This window comes from Flavobacterium sp. RSP49 (assembly GCF_003968735.1).
In the GTDB taxonomy this organism is placed as follows: domain Bacteria; phylum Bacteroidota; class Bacteroidia; order Flavobacteriales; family Flavobacteriaceae; genus Flavobacterium.
In genome coordinates this window covers 23,812-40,336 of record NZ_RYDN01000012.1, presented here as the reverse complement: position 1 = coordinate 40,336, position 16,525 = coordinate 23,812, and the positions used below count along the sequence as shown (strand labels likewise).

Below are 16,525 nucleotides of genomic sequence, written 5' to 3'. Positions count from 1 at the left end.
GCGCCATTGAAATTTAATAAAAATGTCTATCTGTTTCAGGTAGACATTTTTTTGATGTTTTGCACCTTGAAAGGCAAAATTGAAGGGTGTAGACAAATATTCTTAGTATGACAATTTTAGCAAGAAACACTTCTGATGACTCGATAGGCAAAACCCAAAAAAATAATTATCTTTGCCGCACAACTACCTGCATAAAAGCAGACTTCACAACTAGACTACATGAGTTCAGATACTTCAAAAAGATATGCGCTTCGCGGTGTTTCGGCATCTAAAGAAGATGTTCATAATGCGATAAAAAATATTGATAAAGGATTATATCCACAAGCTTTCTGTAAAATTGTCCCTGATTATTTAACTCAAGACGAAGAATATTGTCTGATCATGCATGCTGACGGAGCGGGAACTAAATCCTCTTTGGCCTACATGTATTGGAAAGAAACAGGCGATATTTCTGTTTGGAAAGGCATTGCCCAAGATGCTTTAATCATGAATATTGACGATTTATTGTGCGTGGGTGCAACGGATAATATTTTGCTTTCATCCACCATTGGAAGAAATAAAAATTTGATTACCGCTGAAGTAATTTCAGCAATTATCAACGGAACCGAAGAACTGATTAAAGAACTGGAATCTTTTGGGGTGACCATTCATTCAACAGGCGGAGAAACTGCTGATGTAGGTGATATTGTTCGAACTATTATTGTAGATTCAACAGTAACTGCTCGTATGAAACGCAGCAAAGTAATTGATAATGCTAATATTAAAGCCGGTGATGTAATTGTAGGATTGGCTTCTTTTGGTCAGGCTACTTACGAGAAAAGCTATAATGGCGGAATGGGAAGCAACGGGTTAACATCGGCGCGTCATGATGTTTTCGGGAAATATTTGGCAACCAAATATCCGGAGAGTTTCGATGCTTTAGTTCCTGAAGAATTAATCTATTCTGGACAAGTAAAATTGACTGACGCCGTTGAAAATTCACCAATCGATGCCGGACAATTAGTGCTTTCGCCAACCAGAACGTATGCACCTATCATTAAGAAAATTTTAGACCAATATTCTTCCAATCAAATTCACGGAATGGTGCATTGCAGTGGAGGAGCCCAAACTAAAATTTTACACTTTGTAGAAAATCTACACATTATAAAAAACAATTTATTTCCAGTTCCGCCATTGTTTCAGTTAATTCAAGAACAATCTAAAACGGATTGGAAAGAAATGTACCAAGTTTTCAATTGCGGTCACCGTATGGAAATTTATGTTCCGGAAGCTGTTGCACAAGACATTATTGCGATTTCAAAATCATTTAATGTTGATGCGCAAATCGTAGGTAGAGTAGAAGCTGCTACTTCAAAAAAACTGACTATTACCAGTGAATACGGAACTTTTGAATATTAAAAAGCTTCAATTGAAGTTCATTTTTCAATCTTTCAATTCTTTAATCTTTTAATTTTTTATCTATGTACGAATTGGTTTTTTGGAAATATCTGGAGGGAATTTATCTCAACCATCACGAAGTTTATGAAGCTGTTTCAGAAGAACAAGCTGAAATTGAAGGTCTTGAAGAACTTCCGGTACAAGTCATTTTGAACAGAATTGCTTCTGTATTCTCCAAATGGGAAAAAGTAGACGAGAACAGTTGGAAAAATAACAATGGTGCAGGTGCTTTTCATATCAGGATGACGCCCCAAAGTGTAAAAATTGATTGTTATGGCACTGAAGGAAAAACAATGGATACTTTAGTGAATATAATGGATGAATTCAAATGCTCGCTGTATGATCCCCAAGTTCCGGAGCGATATGATGAAATGAGTGAATAAAATTTTCACGTCTATCGCGGCTATGAGAATCAGTGATGTAAGTAAGTCGAAAGTTTAAAAGTCGTAAAGTCAAAAGAATTAACTTTAAGTAAAACAGCTTTAAATCATATTGTTACATAATTTTATCCTGATTTTAAAATACGACATTATACCATGGTTATTACTTATAACCCAAATTAGTTTTAAATCAGCTTATTTACCGCTGGTGTATTCAGAAGAATTGGCGTTCCATAACCAATTTGCTTCAGTTTTTTTAACTGCGTTTCAGCATCACCTACCACTTAATAGATCATTTTATCAGCATTCAAATACTTTTCTGAAAGCTTTTTTATGGAGCCAATAGTAATTTTGTTTGGTATTAATAACCAAATCTATGACCTATCCCTCCACCGTGGTTTACTTGTAATGGTTGTCTGTTTCTGTAAAAATAATTCAGAAAATTCTATTTTAGTTAATATGGATCATTACTTAGTTTTTTTCTTCAAGGTTAAATAGAAGAATGGTATCGGATCAGAATTAAATTTGGCTGACAAAATCTAAAAAAACTTTTTTGTGAAGTTCTAAATCCATGGTAGGAGAAAGTGCTACACGTACGATGTAATCTTTGTCACCCTCTTTAGTCGTCCCTTGAGTTGATGTTGCCGGAATTGTCCAGTAACATCCTTTTAACTGCCCATAACTCACACAAAACTTACTTTCATTTGGTATTTCTCTAATCATTAAATTTATTAATCTAAGATTTAACTCTCTTTTATTAGCTTCTTTTTCTTCCGTTGTGTTCCCTTTACTGGGAAGGTCTAATGAAAACACAGAGGGGGTAAATCCTTGGTCTGCCAATGCTGACGAAACAAAATTAATTTTCGCCGCTGGTAAAGTTTTTTTTATGAAGTTTACAAATTCATGTGTATTATGATATGCATCCTTTATTCTTTGATTCATAGAAGGCAATTGTTTTGCCAAAATCTCCATTTGAAGATTGGTAGCCTCATTATCGCAAAGTTTTAGATGAAATTCTATTTTTTTCATCAACCCTTCCGTTTTTTTATTTCCCACACAATAGCCCGCAGTACATTGCCCGCCACTTGGAAATTTAGACCCGCTTACATATGAAATGGTCCTAATTGGTGATAATATATCCTCTTCACCTAAAAAGTGTACATTTGGACAAAAGGTTTGATCTAACACAAAAATAGGATCTGTAGCAATTTTACCAGTTGCAGTTTTTCGCTGTTTACTCAAAGTTGCGCTTAATTTGAAAAGATCCGGAACTTCAACTCTGGGATTTGTTGGAATTTCAGCAATTATGATTGGAATAGCATCCTCGTCAGCAATTTTATCTAAAAGAAGCGCAATACTTTCAACCATATCTTTACCACCGTCAACCAGTAAATCCAGTATTTCAACAGAGTCAATGCAAGCAGCAACTCGTCTGGCTTGGTCGTTTGTACCACCGTAACAATTGGGGGGAACAATAATTTTGATCGCCTTTCCTTTATGGTTTTCCTTCGCATCATGAATTAATCCCATGACAACCGCATATTGAATTGATAGTCCACTGGAAGCAATTAGTGCTTTTGTCTTGCTTCCGGTAATGGACGCAATCGAATCTAAAACCATTGCTTTGTTTGTCTCGATAGTATTCTCTTTTGGTTCTAAAGAAGATTGTGCTGTCAGAATTTTCAGCACAGCAAGACAATTGGCTGGCGTCATTGCAATGGTCTCTCTTCTTCGGACATGCTGAATTTCGGGGATATAACTTTCGTTTTGGTCTCCATTTACAACTAAAATACTTCCAAAGTCAGAATGAACATTGATAAAAAAGTCAATGTTTTTGGTAAAATCAAAAGTGCTAATTTCATCTTGCTGTGTAATGAAAATGGTACTCCCGTCAAACTTGGAAATGGCTGTTTCTTTCTCAATCTTCTTTAAATCAAATGTATAGCCATAAATTTGCTGAAGTACTTCAACATCAAAAAATTCTGGTAATTCACCAGTGTAAATAATTTGAGTGTTTTTGCCATCTAATAAATTTTTCCTTAGTACTGCCAAAATCGGAGTCGTCTTTGAGGAAAAACTAATTACATTTTCTGGTTTTAAATGATGTAAGTGGGCAATCACCCATTCTAATATACAAGATAATGGATGCCCTAATCGAATATAGTCATAAGCAGTGGGTAACTCTCCTAATGCCTTTGATTCAGAATTATTGCTATTAAATAAGATTTCAAACTGTTCTAAGAATTGAGTTTTCGCCAATTTTTCGTCATAAATATCTAGTCTGTGAGTTGTTAGATTGAGCCAGCCAGTTGGCTTATTTGCTAACACGTCTTTAATATAACCTACTATTTTATTGTCTTTCATAATTTCCATCTTTAGATAAGATGGTAATATACAGTAATTAGATTTATTTAAAAGTGTTACAAGAGGTTTTATTATTACATATCTGTTGTCAGTGTTGTGAAAGTGTCAGTGATAAATCCTCTAGGAGTGTTCTTTTTGGTTAGTCAGTAAATAAATATATGGCATAGAAAATCCACTAAGAATTCATTAACAAAAATTATTTCGTCGGTCTTAAAAAAGATACTATTAAAAAAAATAGGTTACCCGTAATTAAAAAATCCCTAAACGAATGCTCGGAGTGCTTACTCGCACCGGAGTGTTTATTATAGTACGATTTGGTCTTCTCTGGTAGTTGTGTCTGTTATCGTATTGGTAATAATAAAACTGGGCATTGCTATAAAAATAATCGCTGTGGTGATCGTGATTGCAATGTTGGTGATGTTCTGCGTATGCGTCTTTTTTTCCTTGAATGTAGGCGCGATAGGCTTTTTTGTTGTTCTTCTTTAATTGTTTTTCATATTTTTTTTGTTCTTTCCAAAAAGCTTTGTCCTCGCTGTCATTTTGAGCAGTAAACTCCTGCTCATATTTTGCATCATCTGCAGCGCGTTCCTGGTAATAAGTTACCGTAGCTTGTTTTGTATTTTTTTTGGGTTCATCAGTTCTATTGGCTTTTTGTGCATTTACATTTATGGTAAAACCAATAGTGATCAAAATGAATAAGGCTTTAAATGTGTTCATAATTTTTATTTTAGTGATTATTGAGTGCTTTTTTATAGATAGCATTCTCAAGTAAGACAACTCTAAAGCAATTTACCCTACCAAGGGTTCATAATGTTTGTAGCCCAACATACGTTGCATTTCTAATGCCGAAAAACTCTTTTGTGACAGCATCACGAGTTCAATACAGAGCATCCAATATTGAAAAAGACAAATTAGTATTCTCCATAACGGTGCCTGAACGAAGACTGACACGACTACCGCATTTTTTGCATTGAAATTTTAAATCTTTCTTACGAAAGTAATGTTCGGTGTGTTTACACTTTTTACATACAATTTCCATTTCAAGTCGTTTAGCTTTGAATCCCTTATTACGTGTGGCTTAATCAGGGTATTTCTCGAAAAATTCAGGTAGGTTCATAGCTCGTATTCAATAGGTTGATGACTCAAAAACAAGCTATTTTTAGCATTGGTACAAGTGACGGATAGTCATATTAAATTAATACCATTCAGCAAAGCTATTACAAATTAGATTGTCTAGAAACCAAATTCAGGGTTACAAGAACTAAATAAGCGACCTGAGCAATCGGTGCTTATTTTGAAAACGAACATTGTTGCTTTTATAAGTACTAAGTTGGTTTTGTAAAAACAATAAAAAACAGTAATTTAGCTAATAATTTTTTGTTTAAAAAACGTAATCTGCAAACCTAAAAAATATGTCACAAGAAACTACTTCTGGAAGCCCAAAAAAAGGAAAAGTTGTGAATGTCATTCCGTTAAAAACAGCCCAAAGATGGGCAAAACGATGGTCTAAACGAGAAGGGGATTATAACAAACACCATCATTTAAATGCTTTTTTGATCCCTAAAATTGATTTAGTAGAAGTCCTCAAAGAAGGGGTCGATGCAGTTAGAGCGTACATAGGAGTTGATGACGATGGAGTAGAAAAATTATTGATTGTGGGAACAAAATATGATCCGATCACTCAAATTTATGTCGATATGATAACTGAAGACAATGGTGACGCTGGTGCAACGGAAGATGCTATTTATGATTTTACGTCTCCTTGTCCATCTACTTGTGATCCTGAAACTCTAATGCTGCAATAGATGTTAAATGTATTTATATATGTAGGTCTCTTTGTTTTATTTTTGAATTTTGTTTTATTTATCCGGTACTTTTATCATCAGGATAAAGTCTTTAAGATTTTTACAGGATATTTAGGGTTGGTTTTAGTTATCCAAATAATTTCGAATGTCTTGGCAAGAGTTAATATTAATAATCTTTATTTGTCTCATTTTTATTTTGTGGGTCAGTTTATCGCACTCAGTTTTTTTTACAAAGTTTTATTAAAAGAGACGTATCAAAAAAAGATTGTTACAGTGGGTTTGTATGCTGGTTTAGCAGTCATTGGAATTCAATACGTACTCGATCCGAGTTTGTTTTTTAAATTCAATTTATTCGAAATATTCATTACCTCTTTTTTAATAGTTAGCTACGCAACCCTGCATCTTTACAATATATTAAATGAGAAAAAAGAGTATTATTATATAAATATGGGAATTTTACTCTATTTATTTGGAAGTACCATTTTATTTATAGGGGGGAATTTGACAAATATATTGAGACCCGAATACACAAAAATACCTTGGGTATTGAACTCAGGACTCTATATAATCTACCAATTATTCATTTTACAAGAGTGGAAAAAAAGTTTTTTCGAAAAGTAATTAAATAAATATTTATGAAGGCAGAATTAATAAATGAAAGTGATATAATCGAAATAATTATTTATTCCTGTGTTGCTTTTCTTTTGATGGGATTTGTCTTAATCTTGTTTTTCTATTTTTCGAGAAAAAAAATTATCCAGAAAGAATTAGAAAAAAAAGATTTAGAAATCCAGTATCAAAAAGAACTATTGAGTGCCGTAATTATTACACAAGAAGAAGAGCGCAAGCGTATTGCCCAAGATTTACATGACGATATCAGTTCTCAGCTTAATATTGTGTCTTTGAACAGTCATTTGTTAAATACTCCAAATTTGACCAATGATGAGGTAGGGATAATTACCGCAAATATCATCAATCTAACCGCCAAAGCGCTGGATAGTTCCAGGAAAATCGCACACGGTTTGCTACCTCCGGTTTTAGATAAATTTGGATTAGATGCAGGAGTGGGAGAATTATGCTTGGAATGTAGCAGCTCTCAAGTTGTTACAGTGAATTATGAAAATACAACCTTCTTTGATATTAAAGATAATACAAAGCATTTACATGTATTTAGAATCTTGCAAGAGTTGATCAATAATTCCATTAGGCACGGTAAGGCAACTGTCATATCTATTCTTTTTGAGGATAATTACGGACTCAAAAAGTGCTCTTATTCTGATAATGGAATTGGTTTTGATATGAAAAATAAAGACATGCAAAAAGGTCTTGGGATGAAAAATATTGATAGTAGAGTCGCTTTTTTAAACAGCACCATTGTCATTAATTCAGCTGTAAATAAAGGGATTACGGCCACTTTTAATTTTTAAATAATGAATGATGTTATTCAAATAATTTTAGTAGATGATGAAATTCTTTTTAGGAAAGGAATCTCTTTTTTGCTGGAACAGGAAACAAATATTGAGATTGTTTTTGAAGCTTCCAATGGGGATGAATTGATTTCCTTCCTTCGCAGTACTAAAAATCATCCCGATATTATTATCATGGATCTGAAAATGCCAATTTTAAATGGAGTTGAAGCTACTAAGATCATCCACAAAGAATTCCCTGAAATAAAAATTATAGCGCTAACCAGCTATGATTCTAAATCTTTTGTGGCGAATATGATTGATGTTGGTGCTGTTTCCTATTTGATAAAAAATACGACACCACAAGAATTGCTTACCACCGTAAATGAAGTGGCTTTAAAAGGATTTTACTATACGGAATATGTCATGAGAATTATTCAAACCAATATTTTGAGTACTAGAAAAACGAAAAGTAACTTTGATAGTGGCTTTTTGAGCGTACGTGAATTGGAAGTGCTGAAACTTATTTGCTATCAAAAAAGTACCTTAGAAATTGCAGAGCAACTTTTTATAAGTCCAAGAACGGTGGAAGGACATCGAAATAACTTGTTGCTTAAAACAGAATCCAGGAATATTGCAGGATTGGTTGTGTATGCGGTTCAAAATGAAATTATGTCGTTTGAGTATTAATTTGAACCCATTTGCACTAAGAACAATGTAGGATGTACTTTTTTTCTACAAAAAAAGAGAAGATTTTTTAAATTTCAAACAGCTTAAATTCAAATTTTAAGCTAAGGGATTCCTTTAGCAGATGCGAATGCATTATGAGATACGGTGCTTTTTTTAGATTCGGTAATACGGCTTGAACTTTAACGAATATCCTTTGAAATCTTTTTTAAAAATAGTTTTCAGCATTTTTTTTATGGATTGTATTCCGCCAAAATCCCGTAAATAGGTAAACAAAAATTGCGATACGATCATTTTTTTTGATTCATGGTCAAATTCAGTTTCAAATTTGATAAAATCAGTGGTGACAATGGCAAGCTGCACTTCAATTTCTTCGCAGTTAAAACAATCAAATGGTGTAGGATTTAAATTTGTAGTTCTTAACGCAAAGTGGATTCGGTAGTCTAGTTTGCTGACGGCTAAGGTTTTTATAAAATCACAATAAAATGGGTTGGTTACATATCCTAATCCCATTTTGAATTTATTTTTTCTTAAAATCCCATGTTCAATATCATTTAACGAGAATATGTGACGTGCAATCTTAATCCTTTTAAGACGATACATAGTGTCGTCTTGTTTTGTTTCATTTAGAATAATGAGATAAAATGCATTATAGATATTAATCCAAAAAGTTTTTTTTAAAGCATCAGTGTCTAGACTCTTTTCGATTTTTGTATGTCTGATATAATAAAGTTGTCTTCTGAGAGAAGTCGTATCTTTTCCTAATTTTGCAGTTGATAGGATTTCTTCTGATAACGCGGCATAATAATTTTTTGAAACAATAGTTTGTGGTGTTTTTTGGTCTCGATTTAGCATTACAGGAGAAAATAATTAAAACATAAAGTGTAAAAAACAACAATAAGTCCTACTAACAAAGAAAACCCAATTTTTTTTAAAATAGTTTTAAAATTAAAATGGTTATTGTTTTCCTTTGAATTTAGTGCTAAATTTTTCATTTAATGTAGATTAGGTTATAGTTACAAATTTATAGATACTAATTCGTCTGGCTATAGGTGTTTTTACGTGGTTTTATTTAAATTAGATTGGTGCATTCATTTTAAAGTTAAATTATTCTCATTTGAACGGCTTCCTTTCTATCTTTGAAATATAAAAAGGCAATACAATGATGTACAAGCGATTTATATATATTCTGATTTTTCTACTATCAATTTCCGCAAAAGCTTCTTTTATTTTGTTGCCAATGGATGAAACCACGCAACAAAATCACTTGAAGGCGTATGGAATTACATTTTGGTGTTTGGAAAAAAATTACAAAGTCAGCTGGCTACTCAACTACCGTGGCGGTTCTTTTTTAGTGCCTGATGGGCAGGAAATACGCAAAGAGTGCCAGATTAGGGGAGTGAGTTTTGAAATAATCTCTGATGAGGAAGAAGTGATACTCTTAAATGAAATCTCCAGTCCATCCCAGAATATGGAATCCGTTATTTTAGAGAAAGCACCAAAGATTGCCGTGTATACACCAAAAGGGAAACAACCGTGGGATGATGCGGTTACGCTGGTCTTGACCTATGCTGAAATTCCTTTTACAGCTATATATGATCAGGAAGTGTTGGGAGACCAATTGTTGCTTTACGACTGGTTGCACTTGCATCACGAAGATTTTACCGGGCAATACGGTAAGTTTTATGGGGCGTATAAAAATGTACCTTGGTATATTGAACAAAAGAAAGAAGCTGAAATACTGGCAACAAAATTAGGGTTTTCAAAAGTATCTGACGAAAAGGGAGCTGTGGCTAAAAAGATTAGAGACTTTGTAATAGGAGGTGGGTTTATGTTTGCCATGTGCTCTGCAACAGATAGTTTTGATATTGCTCTTGCTGCGGATGGAGTAGATATTTGCGAAGCTATGTTTGATGGGGATGTGAGTGAAGGGAATTACCAATCGAAGATGAATTACGGTAATTCTTTTGCTTTCAAAGATTTTATCTTAGAGCGAAGACCTGAACAATATGAGTTCTCTGATATTGATATGACTTCTAAACGAAGAATTCCCATGGAAAAAGATTATTTTACCTTAATGGAATTTTCGGCAAAATGGGATCCTATTCCCACTATGTTGTGTCAAAATCACACACAACTTGTTAAAGGATTTATGGGACAAACCACATCATTTGATGCGGTACTTGTAAAATCGAATGTTTTAGTCATGGGGACCTGCGAGCTTAATGGCGAAGCCCGTTACATTCATGGGCAGAAGGGGAAAGGGATATTCACTTTTTATGGGGGTCATGATCCGGAGGATTTTCAGCATCAGGTAGGCGATCCCCCTACAGTTTTGGACTTGCATGCAAATTCACCCGGATACCGTTTGATTTTGAACAATGTGTTGTTCCCTGCAGCTAAAAAGAAAAAATTAAAGACATAAGTAAGTCGAAAGTTTAAAAGTCGTAAAGTCAAAAGAATTAACTTTAAGTAAAACAGCTTTAAATAAGATTGTTATGTAATTTTATGTGCTAAAAGATAAATGATTAAACGCTTCCATCTTCATTTTCCTTGTCTAAATATTTCTGAATAACATCAATTGCATTAGTCATAACAGCACTTAATGCGGTGTGGATATCAATTCAAAGAAAATTCAAACCAAATAGGAACGTGATCGGATATTTTTCGGGCTTCTTTTAGTGTACTAAAATTTTTATAAAAAGGAATAATACCGGAATTTAGAAGTGTAGTTTTAGAAGTTTTGTAATACATATTATCAAATTCAGAAGCGAGACAAATCTCTTTTTTGCATTCTTGTTTCAATGAGGTTTTTTGGTTTACTAAAATAGATTGAAATCCCATTTTTTTCAACGAATTGAAAACCGAATGTGATTGCGGACAGTTGAAGTCTCCTGCAAAAATTAAATTCAAGGTGGGATATTCATCAGGTAAAAATTTGAAATATTTAATCTCGGATTCGGGTTGCATTTTTTTAGTAATAGCATGAAAATTGACTAGCGTGAATTGTTTATTTTTATATTGAAAAGTGCAAAAATAGGGCTCTCTTTCAATCTCTAGCTGGTATTTTTTTTCGAGCCAAGCTTTTCCTATTTTCTTTACTTTGCTCGATTTCCAAATGAAGGCATATCTTTCGGTTTTATAGGCACTGCTGCTGGTGGGGTCACTGATCACATACTCCCATTTAGCTCCTTTTCGGTTGAGCTCATCCGCTAATCGTGCTACTGCCTGTGCGCCGCCATATCCGGCAACCACTTCCTGAATGGCAATTATGTCATAATCTTTCAGCGTTTTTGCAATATAAGTAATGGTTTCTTCGGATTTCGATTTTCCAAAATTGGCTATGTTCCAGGAAAGGATTTTGGTTTGAGCGAAAGTAAAAGTGGCTAGGAAGAGGAACAGTATGGAAAATAGGAGTTTCATTTAATTAGGAGAATAGTAGTATCACTTTTTACGGATAGAATTAGAGTAGCTCAAACGTATGATAATTAAATGGAATTTGAGGAATTTTTCGAGTCTTATGGATTGTTTAATATTGTTTTCTGATGTATTTTATTTTGGTTATATCGACAAAGAAGAAATTTCATTACTTATACTTGTTATATGATTCTGCTTTTTCGAGAAAAAGTTTAATTATCTGCACAAGAAGCAGTATGTTACATATAGCGGGTAGTCAACGATAATTACAGTTTTAATATTTGATTTTTTTTGAGATTCATATAATTTTTTTTAAAGTTTGGCGTAAACAGTCAAATGACCATAGTTAGGAACTAAAGCTAATTCTTGTTGTTATTTATTTTATAGTTGTAGATCCCTTTTTGGACTTCATTGATACTGTTGATAGTCTCCAGTTTTAATTTTGCCAATATTTTTTCTTCTATAATTTCACCATTTTTCAAACGGATTTTTATGCTATAGCTTTTGTGTTCATTCATTTTTAAAAAAATAAATACAATCAAAAAAAAAGGAATCAGTAAGATTAGGTCTATTTGCAGGTACAAATAGGAAAGAAAACCCAAGGATAATGATACCAAAATAATTACAAGAGTATAACTTGGCCTCATTTTATTTACTTTTACGTACGTTTTGTCTAACTCAGAAAATAATATTTTTTTTATTTTTTGTGTTTTATAAGTCAAAACTATTCCGTTTTCTGTTACCGTTATTTTTCTGAAATTGTTATTGTAAATCATTTGTTTAATTATAATTTATATTCTTGTCAACTTTTAGAATTTATGGTGCAACACGTACTTTAATGACTTAGGTCAAAAGGTCATAATACAGGATTTATTTCGTACTGTAAATACTTTTACAAAGCAAATCACTTCCCTTCATAAGCCCCAACAGTTTCCAGTAATTCCTTTTCAAATTGATAAATGTCATCAATTGACTGAATGTGATGTTTTATTTCGATTTTGTCTTTTAACTGAATGATTTTATCCGCTAGGGATTTTAGTTGAATGGTTAATTCCATAGTATTTTGTTGCTAATTGGTTTCAAAATTACTTCCGTAAAAGATAACTTCTTTACGGTTTTCCTCATTTGGATTGTTTTTTCCAAATTTTTTATACTAAATAAATAATAAATATTCCGCCGATACTCAGTACAACTATTTGTATTGAAAACAACAGGATGTATTTTATAATTATAATTTTTTCCATTGATTCTTTTTTTTACGTTCCGATGTGTAAATAACTTTACCTTTTCGTTGTCTTGAAGAGGTTTTTAGCTTTTCTTGAGGTATAGCAATCCCAATTGGACTTTGTATTGGATTTGCAAGAGGTATTTGATTTTTTCTTTTTAACGAATCAGTTTGCCTATTTGTTTTTTTGTCTATAGCTGTATCCGTTTGTTTTGGTACTACTAACACATCGTCATCATATTTTATATATGTCTGGTTGTGAAGTATTTGTCGGTGTTGAGGTTGTTTTTTTGGTTCTGATTTGCAAGAGGTTAGGATGCAAAATGACAGTATAAAAAAGATGGGTTTTTTTATTTGGTTTTTGAACTCTCGATAGTTGTCCTTTGTCAAGATCCTTCCTTCGGAATATCGAGCGAATACTAATTTGGTTATTGTAAACTGGAGCATTTGTTTCATTTGATTTTTTATAAACCAAATCTAGCAACTTTTGAAATCTATTTTTTACGGGAAACCGTAAAGACATCATTTTTATTAAAATCAGGCTATGATTTACCAATACAATGGTCAAAAGAAGAAGTTAATTTAAGCTAATTTCGCAAACTTAAGTAGCAAGAAAGATATATTGTCGCAATTATTAAAAAGATTTTTTGCCACAGATTGTAAGGATTAAAAAGATTTTTAAAATTACATAACGAATTAATCTGTGCTAATCTGTGAAATCTGTGGCAAAGAAATTTAGTACTTTATTAAAATACGACATTAAATTTTAGTCATCACTTATCTTTGGTACAACCGTAAAAAATATATCAATTCTACCGCTATGTTTTAGGATTTAATCACCGTGTCAAAAATCTTTGGAGCGCTGTAAATGACCTTAGCAATTGATTGTTTTTGATGCTTTTAAATTGCAGTAATAACGTTATTGGAATATTTTTTTTAGTTTTTAATAGTCTGAAATGCGAATTAGACTAATCCTAAATCTTTAGTGATGGCTATAAGATGTACGTTATTGTTTGCTTTGAAATATATTTTAAGCCTATTGATGCGTTTTTCAAGACTACTGGTGCCACTAGGAATAATTCCGGAATTTTTAAATTCCGAGGCAATATCCTCCAGGGTTAATCCATTGGATAAAGATTTTAAAAGTAAAATATCATAGGCTTCAATTTCAAAAAGGGATTTGTTTCTTAAAGCATGGCGTACTTCCTCAGATGGATGAAGGTTCTTATTATTATAAATATTTTGTATCGTTTTCTTGAGTTCCGGAATACTGTCTCTTCCTTTTGATACATAGGCATTTATTCCTAAATTAGTATACAGTGATTTTATTCTAAAGGATTTGTCTTCTATCGAAAACACAATGGTTTTAAGTTCAGGCTGTTCTTTTTTTACGGCTTCAATGAGTTCCTCACCAGAGGATAATTGATCCTGACGGTGATCGGGTTTAAATGATAAATCACTAATCAACAAGTCATAGGGAACTTTGTCATGAAGGGCTCTTTTTATTTTTAGGAAAGCTTCATCACAGTATTTGGCATGGTGAATTTCTAAAATAGAAAGCTCTCCTAGTGCTTGAATTATTGCGATGCTTATAGTGTCTAAATCTTCGGCAACTAAAACTTTATGGAACATATGGACTAGATTATATTGGAAAAATAAAACGGACTCTAAATCCTTTGTTGGATTTACTGTCAAAATTAAGGGTTCCTTTTATAGCATGAATACGGTTTTCCACATTTTGAAGTCCATTTGTTGAAGTTAATTCTTCAAGCGTGGCTCCAATACCATTATCAGTGTAATCGACTTGTAATTTATTTTTATTTTTTTTGAAAGTTAATACAACTAAACTGCATTGGCTGTGCTTTTTCATGTTGACCAGTAACTCTTGTACCACTCGGTAAAGCGTTATTTTTTTAGTACTGTTTATAGCGTTCCACTGAATTGTATCCATTCCATTGGTTAATATATTGATTTCATTTGTTTGAAAACCGGACATCATTTCTTTTAAACTAGTTTCAAACAGTGCTCCTGCTTCAATAGTGCTGTTTTCTCTGGAAATGTTTCGTGTCCGGGAATAAATAGTGTCTAGGCTGGTTAGTAAAACTTCTTTATTTTGTGCGGTGGATAAATCTTGTGTTTCTGCAAATGCCATGGTTTGATACACATCGTTAGCTAGTTCATCATGTAGTTTTTTTGAAATTCGAATTTCAGTGGTATATGAAATTTTCACCTTTTCTCTTCGGTTTTTAGCCATAAGAAAATTTGCTGCGGAAATGCTTATTATTAAGGTGAATACGATTACAAAGGATAAAATTAGATTTCTATTTTTTTGCTTTTCTAATAAAAGTGCATTTTCTATTTTTTGTGTTTTTAGTTCTAAATTTTCATTTTTATCTTTTTTAGAATCATATTTTATTTTTGCAAATTGATTTTTTGCTTTTTGTCGGGCTTTATTGATGCTGTCATTGATGTGGAGGTGAAGAATGGAAAATTTTTTTGTTTCCTTCCCAACGCTATTTCGTATTAATAATGCGATTGCTTTCAATCGGTCATCAACATTGTTAATTTTTGTTGCTTTTTCGTAAGCTAATTGTGCATATTTATAAGATAATACAGGATTGGGTTTTTTATAGAACTCAGCAATATTAAGATAACTGGTGGTAATTCCAAAGTCATCTTTTATTTTTTTTCTTATGATTAAAGCGGTATTCAGATAATGAAGACTTCTTGCATCACCCATTTTGAAATAGCAATAGCCCAAATTATCAAGAACCCTGGCATTATTTTCCTCATCGTTTGAAATGTTTGTATGGAGAGTTAATGGCAACAAAAGCTGCAGTGCGCTTTTGTAATCATTTTTGCCTATATACGCTACGGCAATATTATTTGTAAGGATTGTTTTTTGTGATTCATCCGGGATTTGATTGAGTGCTTTATTATAGTAGAGTATTGCATTGTCATAGTCATAGAGTCGCTCGTAATTAATACCTAATATGTTATATACAGCACATTTGTAGTAGCGATTTGTTGTTTTTTGGAATAATGAAATAGCCTCAGTAGCCGTGGTTTCACTACTCATATAATCCCCTTGTATTTGCTGAATTACAGCCATTTTTAATAAGGAATAAATTATTTTTTCAGTATCCGTTCCTTCATTACAAACTAATTTTGATTCGTTGTAGTAATAAAAAGCACTATCATAAACTTGGTTTTCAAAATGTTTTTCTGCTCGTAAAAAATGCTGTTGGTAGTGCGGGTTGCTTTTGATTTGTGTTGCAATGGTACTTTCTTTTTTGCAAGATATAAATCCTGTAAATAATAGGATGAGTGAAATTAAAAACGGGGAATTCAACTTTTTAAGTTTCATACCCCGAAAATACACAAATTAATTTTAGATATGGATGTAATTCTATATTTGTATTTTTATTTTGGAGGAGGAATTTTAGTTTGTCCATTCGCACCTCCTCCTGTATCATCAGCGGATACTTGTTGTTTGTTATCTGGAGTGGTTTGTACTTCGTCATTGGTACAGGAAACCATTGCAATTCCGGCAATGATTAAACACGATACTAGTAGTATTCTTTTCATTTTTTTTTGAATTAAAATTAAATATGGGTTGGTCAGTCCGATTTCGAAATTGAATTGTTATCAGGATTAGCCTACCATAAAAGATTAGCTTTTTTGGGAAGTAAGTGTGCTGAAAACAGAATAGGACCATCTATACTTCCCGAATAGACCGACCAGGCTGTTTTGTAACACTTTTTTTAAGAACTAGTTTTGTACATTTGTCTTGATTGCAATTCA

General features: G+C 32.7%; 16 protein-coding genes and 1 pseudogene. 6 read left to right on the top strand and 11 right to left on the bottom strand.

Features of this window, described 5'->3' with window-relative positions; translation table 11 throughout:
• Positions 1–219 precede the first annotated feature (219 nt).
• A complete protein-coding gene (locus EKM02_RS08185) occupies positions 220–1,398 on the top strand; it encodes an AIR synthase related protein (protein ID WP_126454052.1) in 1,179 nt (392 codons plus the stop codon).
• A 62-nt stretch (positions 1,399–1,460) separates the two neighbouring features.
• A complete protein-coding gene (locus tag EKM02_RS08180) occupies positions 1,461–1,820 on the top strand; it encodes a hypothetical protein (protein ID WP_126454050.1) in 360 nt (119 codons plus the stop codon).
• A gap of 516 nt (positions 1,821–2,336) precedes the next feature.
• On the opposite strand, the gene EKM02_RS08175 is transcribed toward EKM02_RS08180, so the two are convergent.
• From EKM02_RS08175 to EKM02_RS08165, 3 genes and pseudogenes are all read right to left on the bottom strand, one after another.
• A complete protein-coding gene (locus tag EKM02_RS08175; RefSeq protein ID WP_126454048.1) occupies positions 2,337–4,181 on the bottom strand; it encodes a PLP-dependent transferase in 1,845 nt (614 codons plus the stop codon).
• 249 nt (positions 4,182–4,430) lie between these two features.
• Positions 4,431–4,898, bottom strand: coding sequence for a hypothetical protein (locus EKM02_RS08170; RefSeq protein WP_126454046.1), 468 nt, complete (start codon positions 4,896–4,898; stop codon positions 4,431–4,433).
• An 81-nt stretch (positions 4,899–4,979) separates the two neighbouring features.
• Positions 4,980–5,307: pseudogene (locus EKM02_RS08165) on the bottom strand (IS1595 family transposase); the annotation flags it as partial.
• A gap of 286 nt (positions 5,308–5,593) precedes the next feature.
• On the opposite strand from EKM02_RS08165, the gene EKM02_RS08160 reads away from it, so the two are divergent.
• From EKM02_RS08160 to EKM02_RS08145, 3 genes are all read left to right on the top strand, one after another.
• On the top strand, positions 5,594–5,986 hold the full coding sequence (locus EKM02_RS08160; RefSeq protein ID WP_126454044.1) for a hypothetical protein: 393 nt from the start codon (positions 5,594–5,596) through the stop codon (positions 5,984–5,986).
• A gap of 635 nt (positions 5,987–6,621) precedes the next feature.
• Positions 6,622–7,413: a sensor histidine kinase gene (locus tag EKM02_RS08150; RefSeq protein WP_126454041.1), complete on the top strand. Its 792-nt coding sequence runs from the start codon at positions 6,622–6,624 to the stop codon at positions 7,411–7,413.
• Positions 7,414–7,416: 3 nt separating this feature from the next.
• The gene (locus EKM02_RS08145; RefSeq protein WP_126454039.1) at positions 7,417–8,082 is read left to right on the top strand and encodes a response regulator transcription factor; all 666 of its coding nucleotides are present in this window, start codon (positions 7,417–7,419) and stop codon (positions 8,080–8,082) included.
• Positions 8,083–8,235: 153 nt separating this feature from the next.
• Here the strand turns inward: EKM02_RS08145 and EKM02_RS08140 are convergent, their stop codons facing one another.
• Positions 8,236–8,934 (bottom strand): DUF547 domain-containing protein, encoded by a 699-nt coding sequence (locus EKM02_RS08140; protein WP_126454037.1) that lies wholly within the window; start codon positions 8,932–8,934, stop codon positions 8,236–8,238.
• 310 nt (positions 8,935–9,244) lie between these two features.
• Here EKM02_RS08140 and EKM02_RS08135 point away from each other — a divergent pair, with 310 nt between their 5' ends.
• On the top strand, positions 9,245–10,504 hold the full coding sequence (locus EKM02_RS08135) for an asparagine synthetase B (protein WP_126454113.1): 1,260 nt from the start codon (positions 9,245–9,247) through the stop codon (positions 10,502–10,504).
• Positions 10,505–10,698: 194 nt separating this feature from the next.
• On the opposite strand, the gene EKM02_RS08130 is transcribed toward EKM02_RS08135, so the two are convergent.
• The 7 genes from EKM02_RS08130 to EKM02_RS14775 form a co-directional block, all read right to left on the bottom strand.
• Positions 10,699–11,502: an endonuclease/exonuclease/phosphatase family protein gene (locus EKM02_RS08130; RefSeq protein ID WP_126454035.1), complete on the bottom strand. Its 804-nt coding sequence runs from the start codon at positions 11,500–11,502 to the stop codon at positions 10,699–10,701.
• A 353-nt stretch (positions 11,503–11,855) separates the two neighbouring features.
• Positions 11,856–12,272 (bottom strand): hypothetical protein, encoded by a 417-nt coding sequence (locus tag EKM02_RS08125; protein WP_126454033.1) that lies wholly within the window; start codon positions 12,270–12,272, stop codon positions 11,856–11,858.
• A 128-nt stretch (positions 12,273–12,400) separates the two neighbouring features.
• Entirely contained in the window at positions 12,401–12,553 is a 153-nt protein-coding gene (locus tag EKM02_RS14785) for a hypothetical protein (protein WP_158614731.1), read from the bottom strand.
• A gap of 171 nt (positions 12,554–12,724) precedes the next feature.
• Positions 12,725–13,177, bottom strand: a complete 453-nt coding sequence (locus EKM02_RS14995) for a hypothetical protein (RefSeq protein ID WP_148103538.1) — start codon at positions 13,175–13,177, stop codon at positions 12,725–12,727.
• A 507-nt stretch (positions 13,178–13,684) separates the two neighbouring features.
• Entirely contained in the window at positions 13,685–14,353 is a 669-nt protein-coding gene (locus EKM02_RS08115; RefSeq protein ID WP_126454029.1) for a response regulator transcription factor, read from the bottom strand.
• Between the two features lie 10 nt (positions 14,354–14,363).
• Complete coding sequence (locus EKM02_RS08110) at positions 14,364–16,088, bottom strand: tetratricopeptide repeat protein (RefSeq protein WP_126454027.1); 1,725 nt, start codon at positions 16,086–16,088, stop codon at positions 14,364–14,366.
• A gap of 56 nt (positions 16,089–16,144) precedes the next feature.
• A complete protein-coding gene (locus tag EKM02_RS14775; protein ID WP_156063249.1) occupies positions 16,145–16,309 on the bottom strand; it encodes a hypothetical protein in 165 nt (54 codons plus the stop codon).
• Between the last annotated feature and the right edge of the window lie 216 nt (positions 16,310–16,525).

What these genes read in the sequence shown, in the direction of transcription:
- EKM02_RS08110 (WP_126454027.1), bottom strand. Translation starts at nt 16,088, where the DNA reads ATGAAACTTAAAAAGTTGAATTCCCCGTTTTTAATTTCACTCATCCTA.
- EKM02_RS08135 (WP_126454113.1), top strand. Translation starts at nt 9,245, where the DNA reads ATGTACAAGCGATTTATATATATTCTGATTTTTCTACTATCAATTTCC.
- EKM02_RS08115 (WP_126454029.1), bottom strand. Translation starts at nt 14,353, where the DNA reads ATGTTCCATAAAGTTTTAGTTGCCGAAGATTTAGACACTATAAGCATC.
- EKM02_RS14775 (WP_156063249.1), bottom strand. Translation starts at nt 16,309, where the DNA reads ATGAAAAGAATACTACTAGTATCGTGTTTAATCATTGCCGGAATTGCA.
- EKM02_RS08150 (WP_126454041.1), top strand. Translation starts at nt 6,622, where the DNA reads ATGAAGGCAGAATTAATAAATGAAAGTGATATAATCGAAATAATTATT.
- EKM02_RS08125 (WP_126454033.1), bottom strand. Translation starts at nt 12,272, where the DNA reads ATGATTTACAATAACAATTTCAGAAAAATAACGGTAACAGAAAACGGA.
- EKM02_RS08185 (WP_126454052.1), top strand. Translation starts at nt 220, where the DNA reads ATGAGTTCAGATACTTCAAAAAGATATGCGCTTCGCGGTGTTTCGGCA.
- EKM02_RS08170 (WP_126454046.1), bottom strand. Translation starts at nt 4,898, where the DNA reads ATGAACACATTTAAAGCCTTATTCATTTTGATCACTATTGGTTTTACC.
- EKM02_RS08175 (WP_126454048.1), bottom strand. Translation starts at nt 4,181, where the DNA reads ATGAAAGACAATAAAATAGTAGGTTATATTAAAGACGTGTTAGCAAAT.
- EKM02_RS14785 (WP_158614731.1), bottom strand. Translation starts at nt 12,553, where the DNA reads ATGGAATTAACCATTCAACTAAAATCCCTAGCGGATAAAATCATTCAG.
- EKM02_RS08140 (WP_126454037.1), bottom strand. Translation starts at nt 8,934, where the DNA reads ATGCTAAATCGAGACCAAAAAACACCACAAACTATTGTTTCAAAAAAT.
- EKM02_RS08130 (WP_126454035.1), bottom strand. Translation starts at nt 11,502, where the DNA reads ATGAAACTCCTATTTTCCATACTGTTCCTCTTCCTAGCCACTTTTACT.
- EKM02_RS08145 (WP_126454039.1), top strand. Translation starts at nt 7,417, where the DNA reads ATGAATGATGTTATTCAAATAATTTTAGTAGATGATGAAATTCTTTTT.
- EKM02_RS14995 (WP_148103538.1), bottom strand. Translation starts at nt 13,177, where the DNA reads ATGAAACAAATGCTCCAGTTTACAATAACCAAATTAGTATTCGCTCGA.
- EKM02_RS08180 (WP_126454050.1), top strand. Translation starts at nt 1,461, where the DNA reads ATGTACGAATTGGTTTTTTGGAAATATCTGGAGGGAATTTATCTCAAC.
- EKM02_RS08160 (WP_126454044.1), top strand. Translation starts at nt 5,594, where the DNA reads ATGTCACAAGAAACTACTTCTGGAAGCCCAAAAAAAGGAAAAGTTGTG.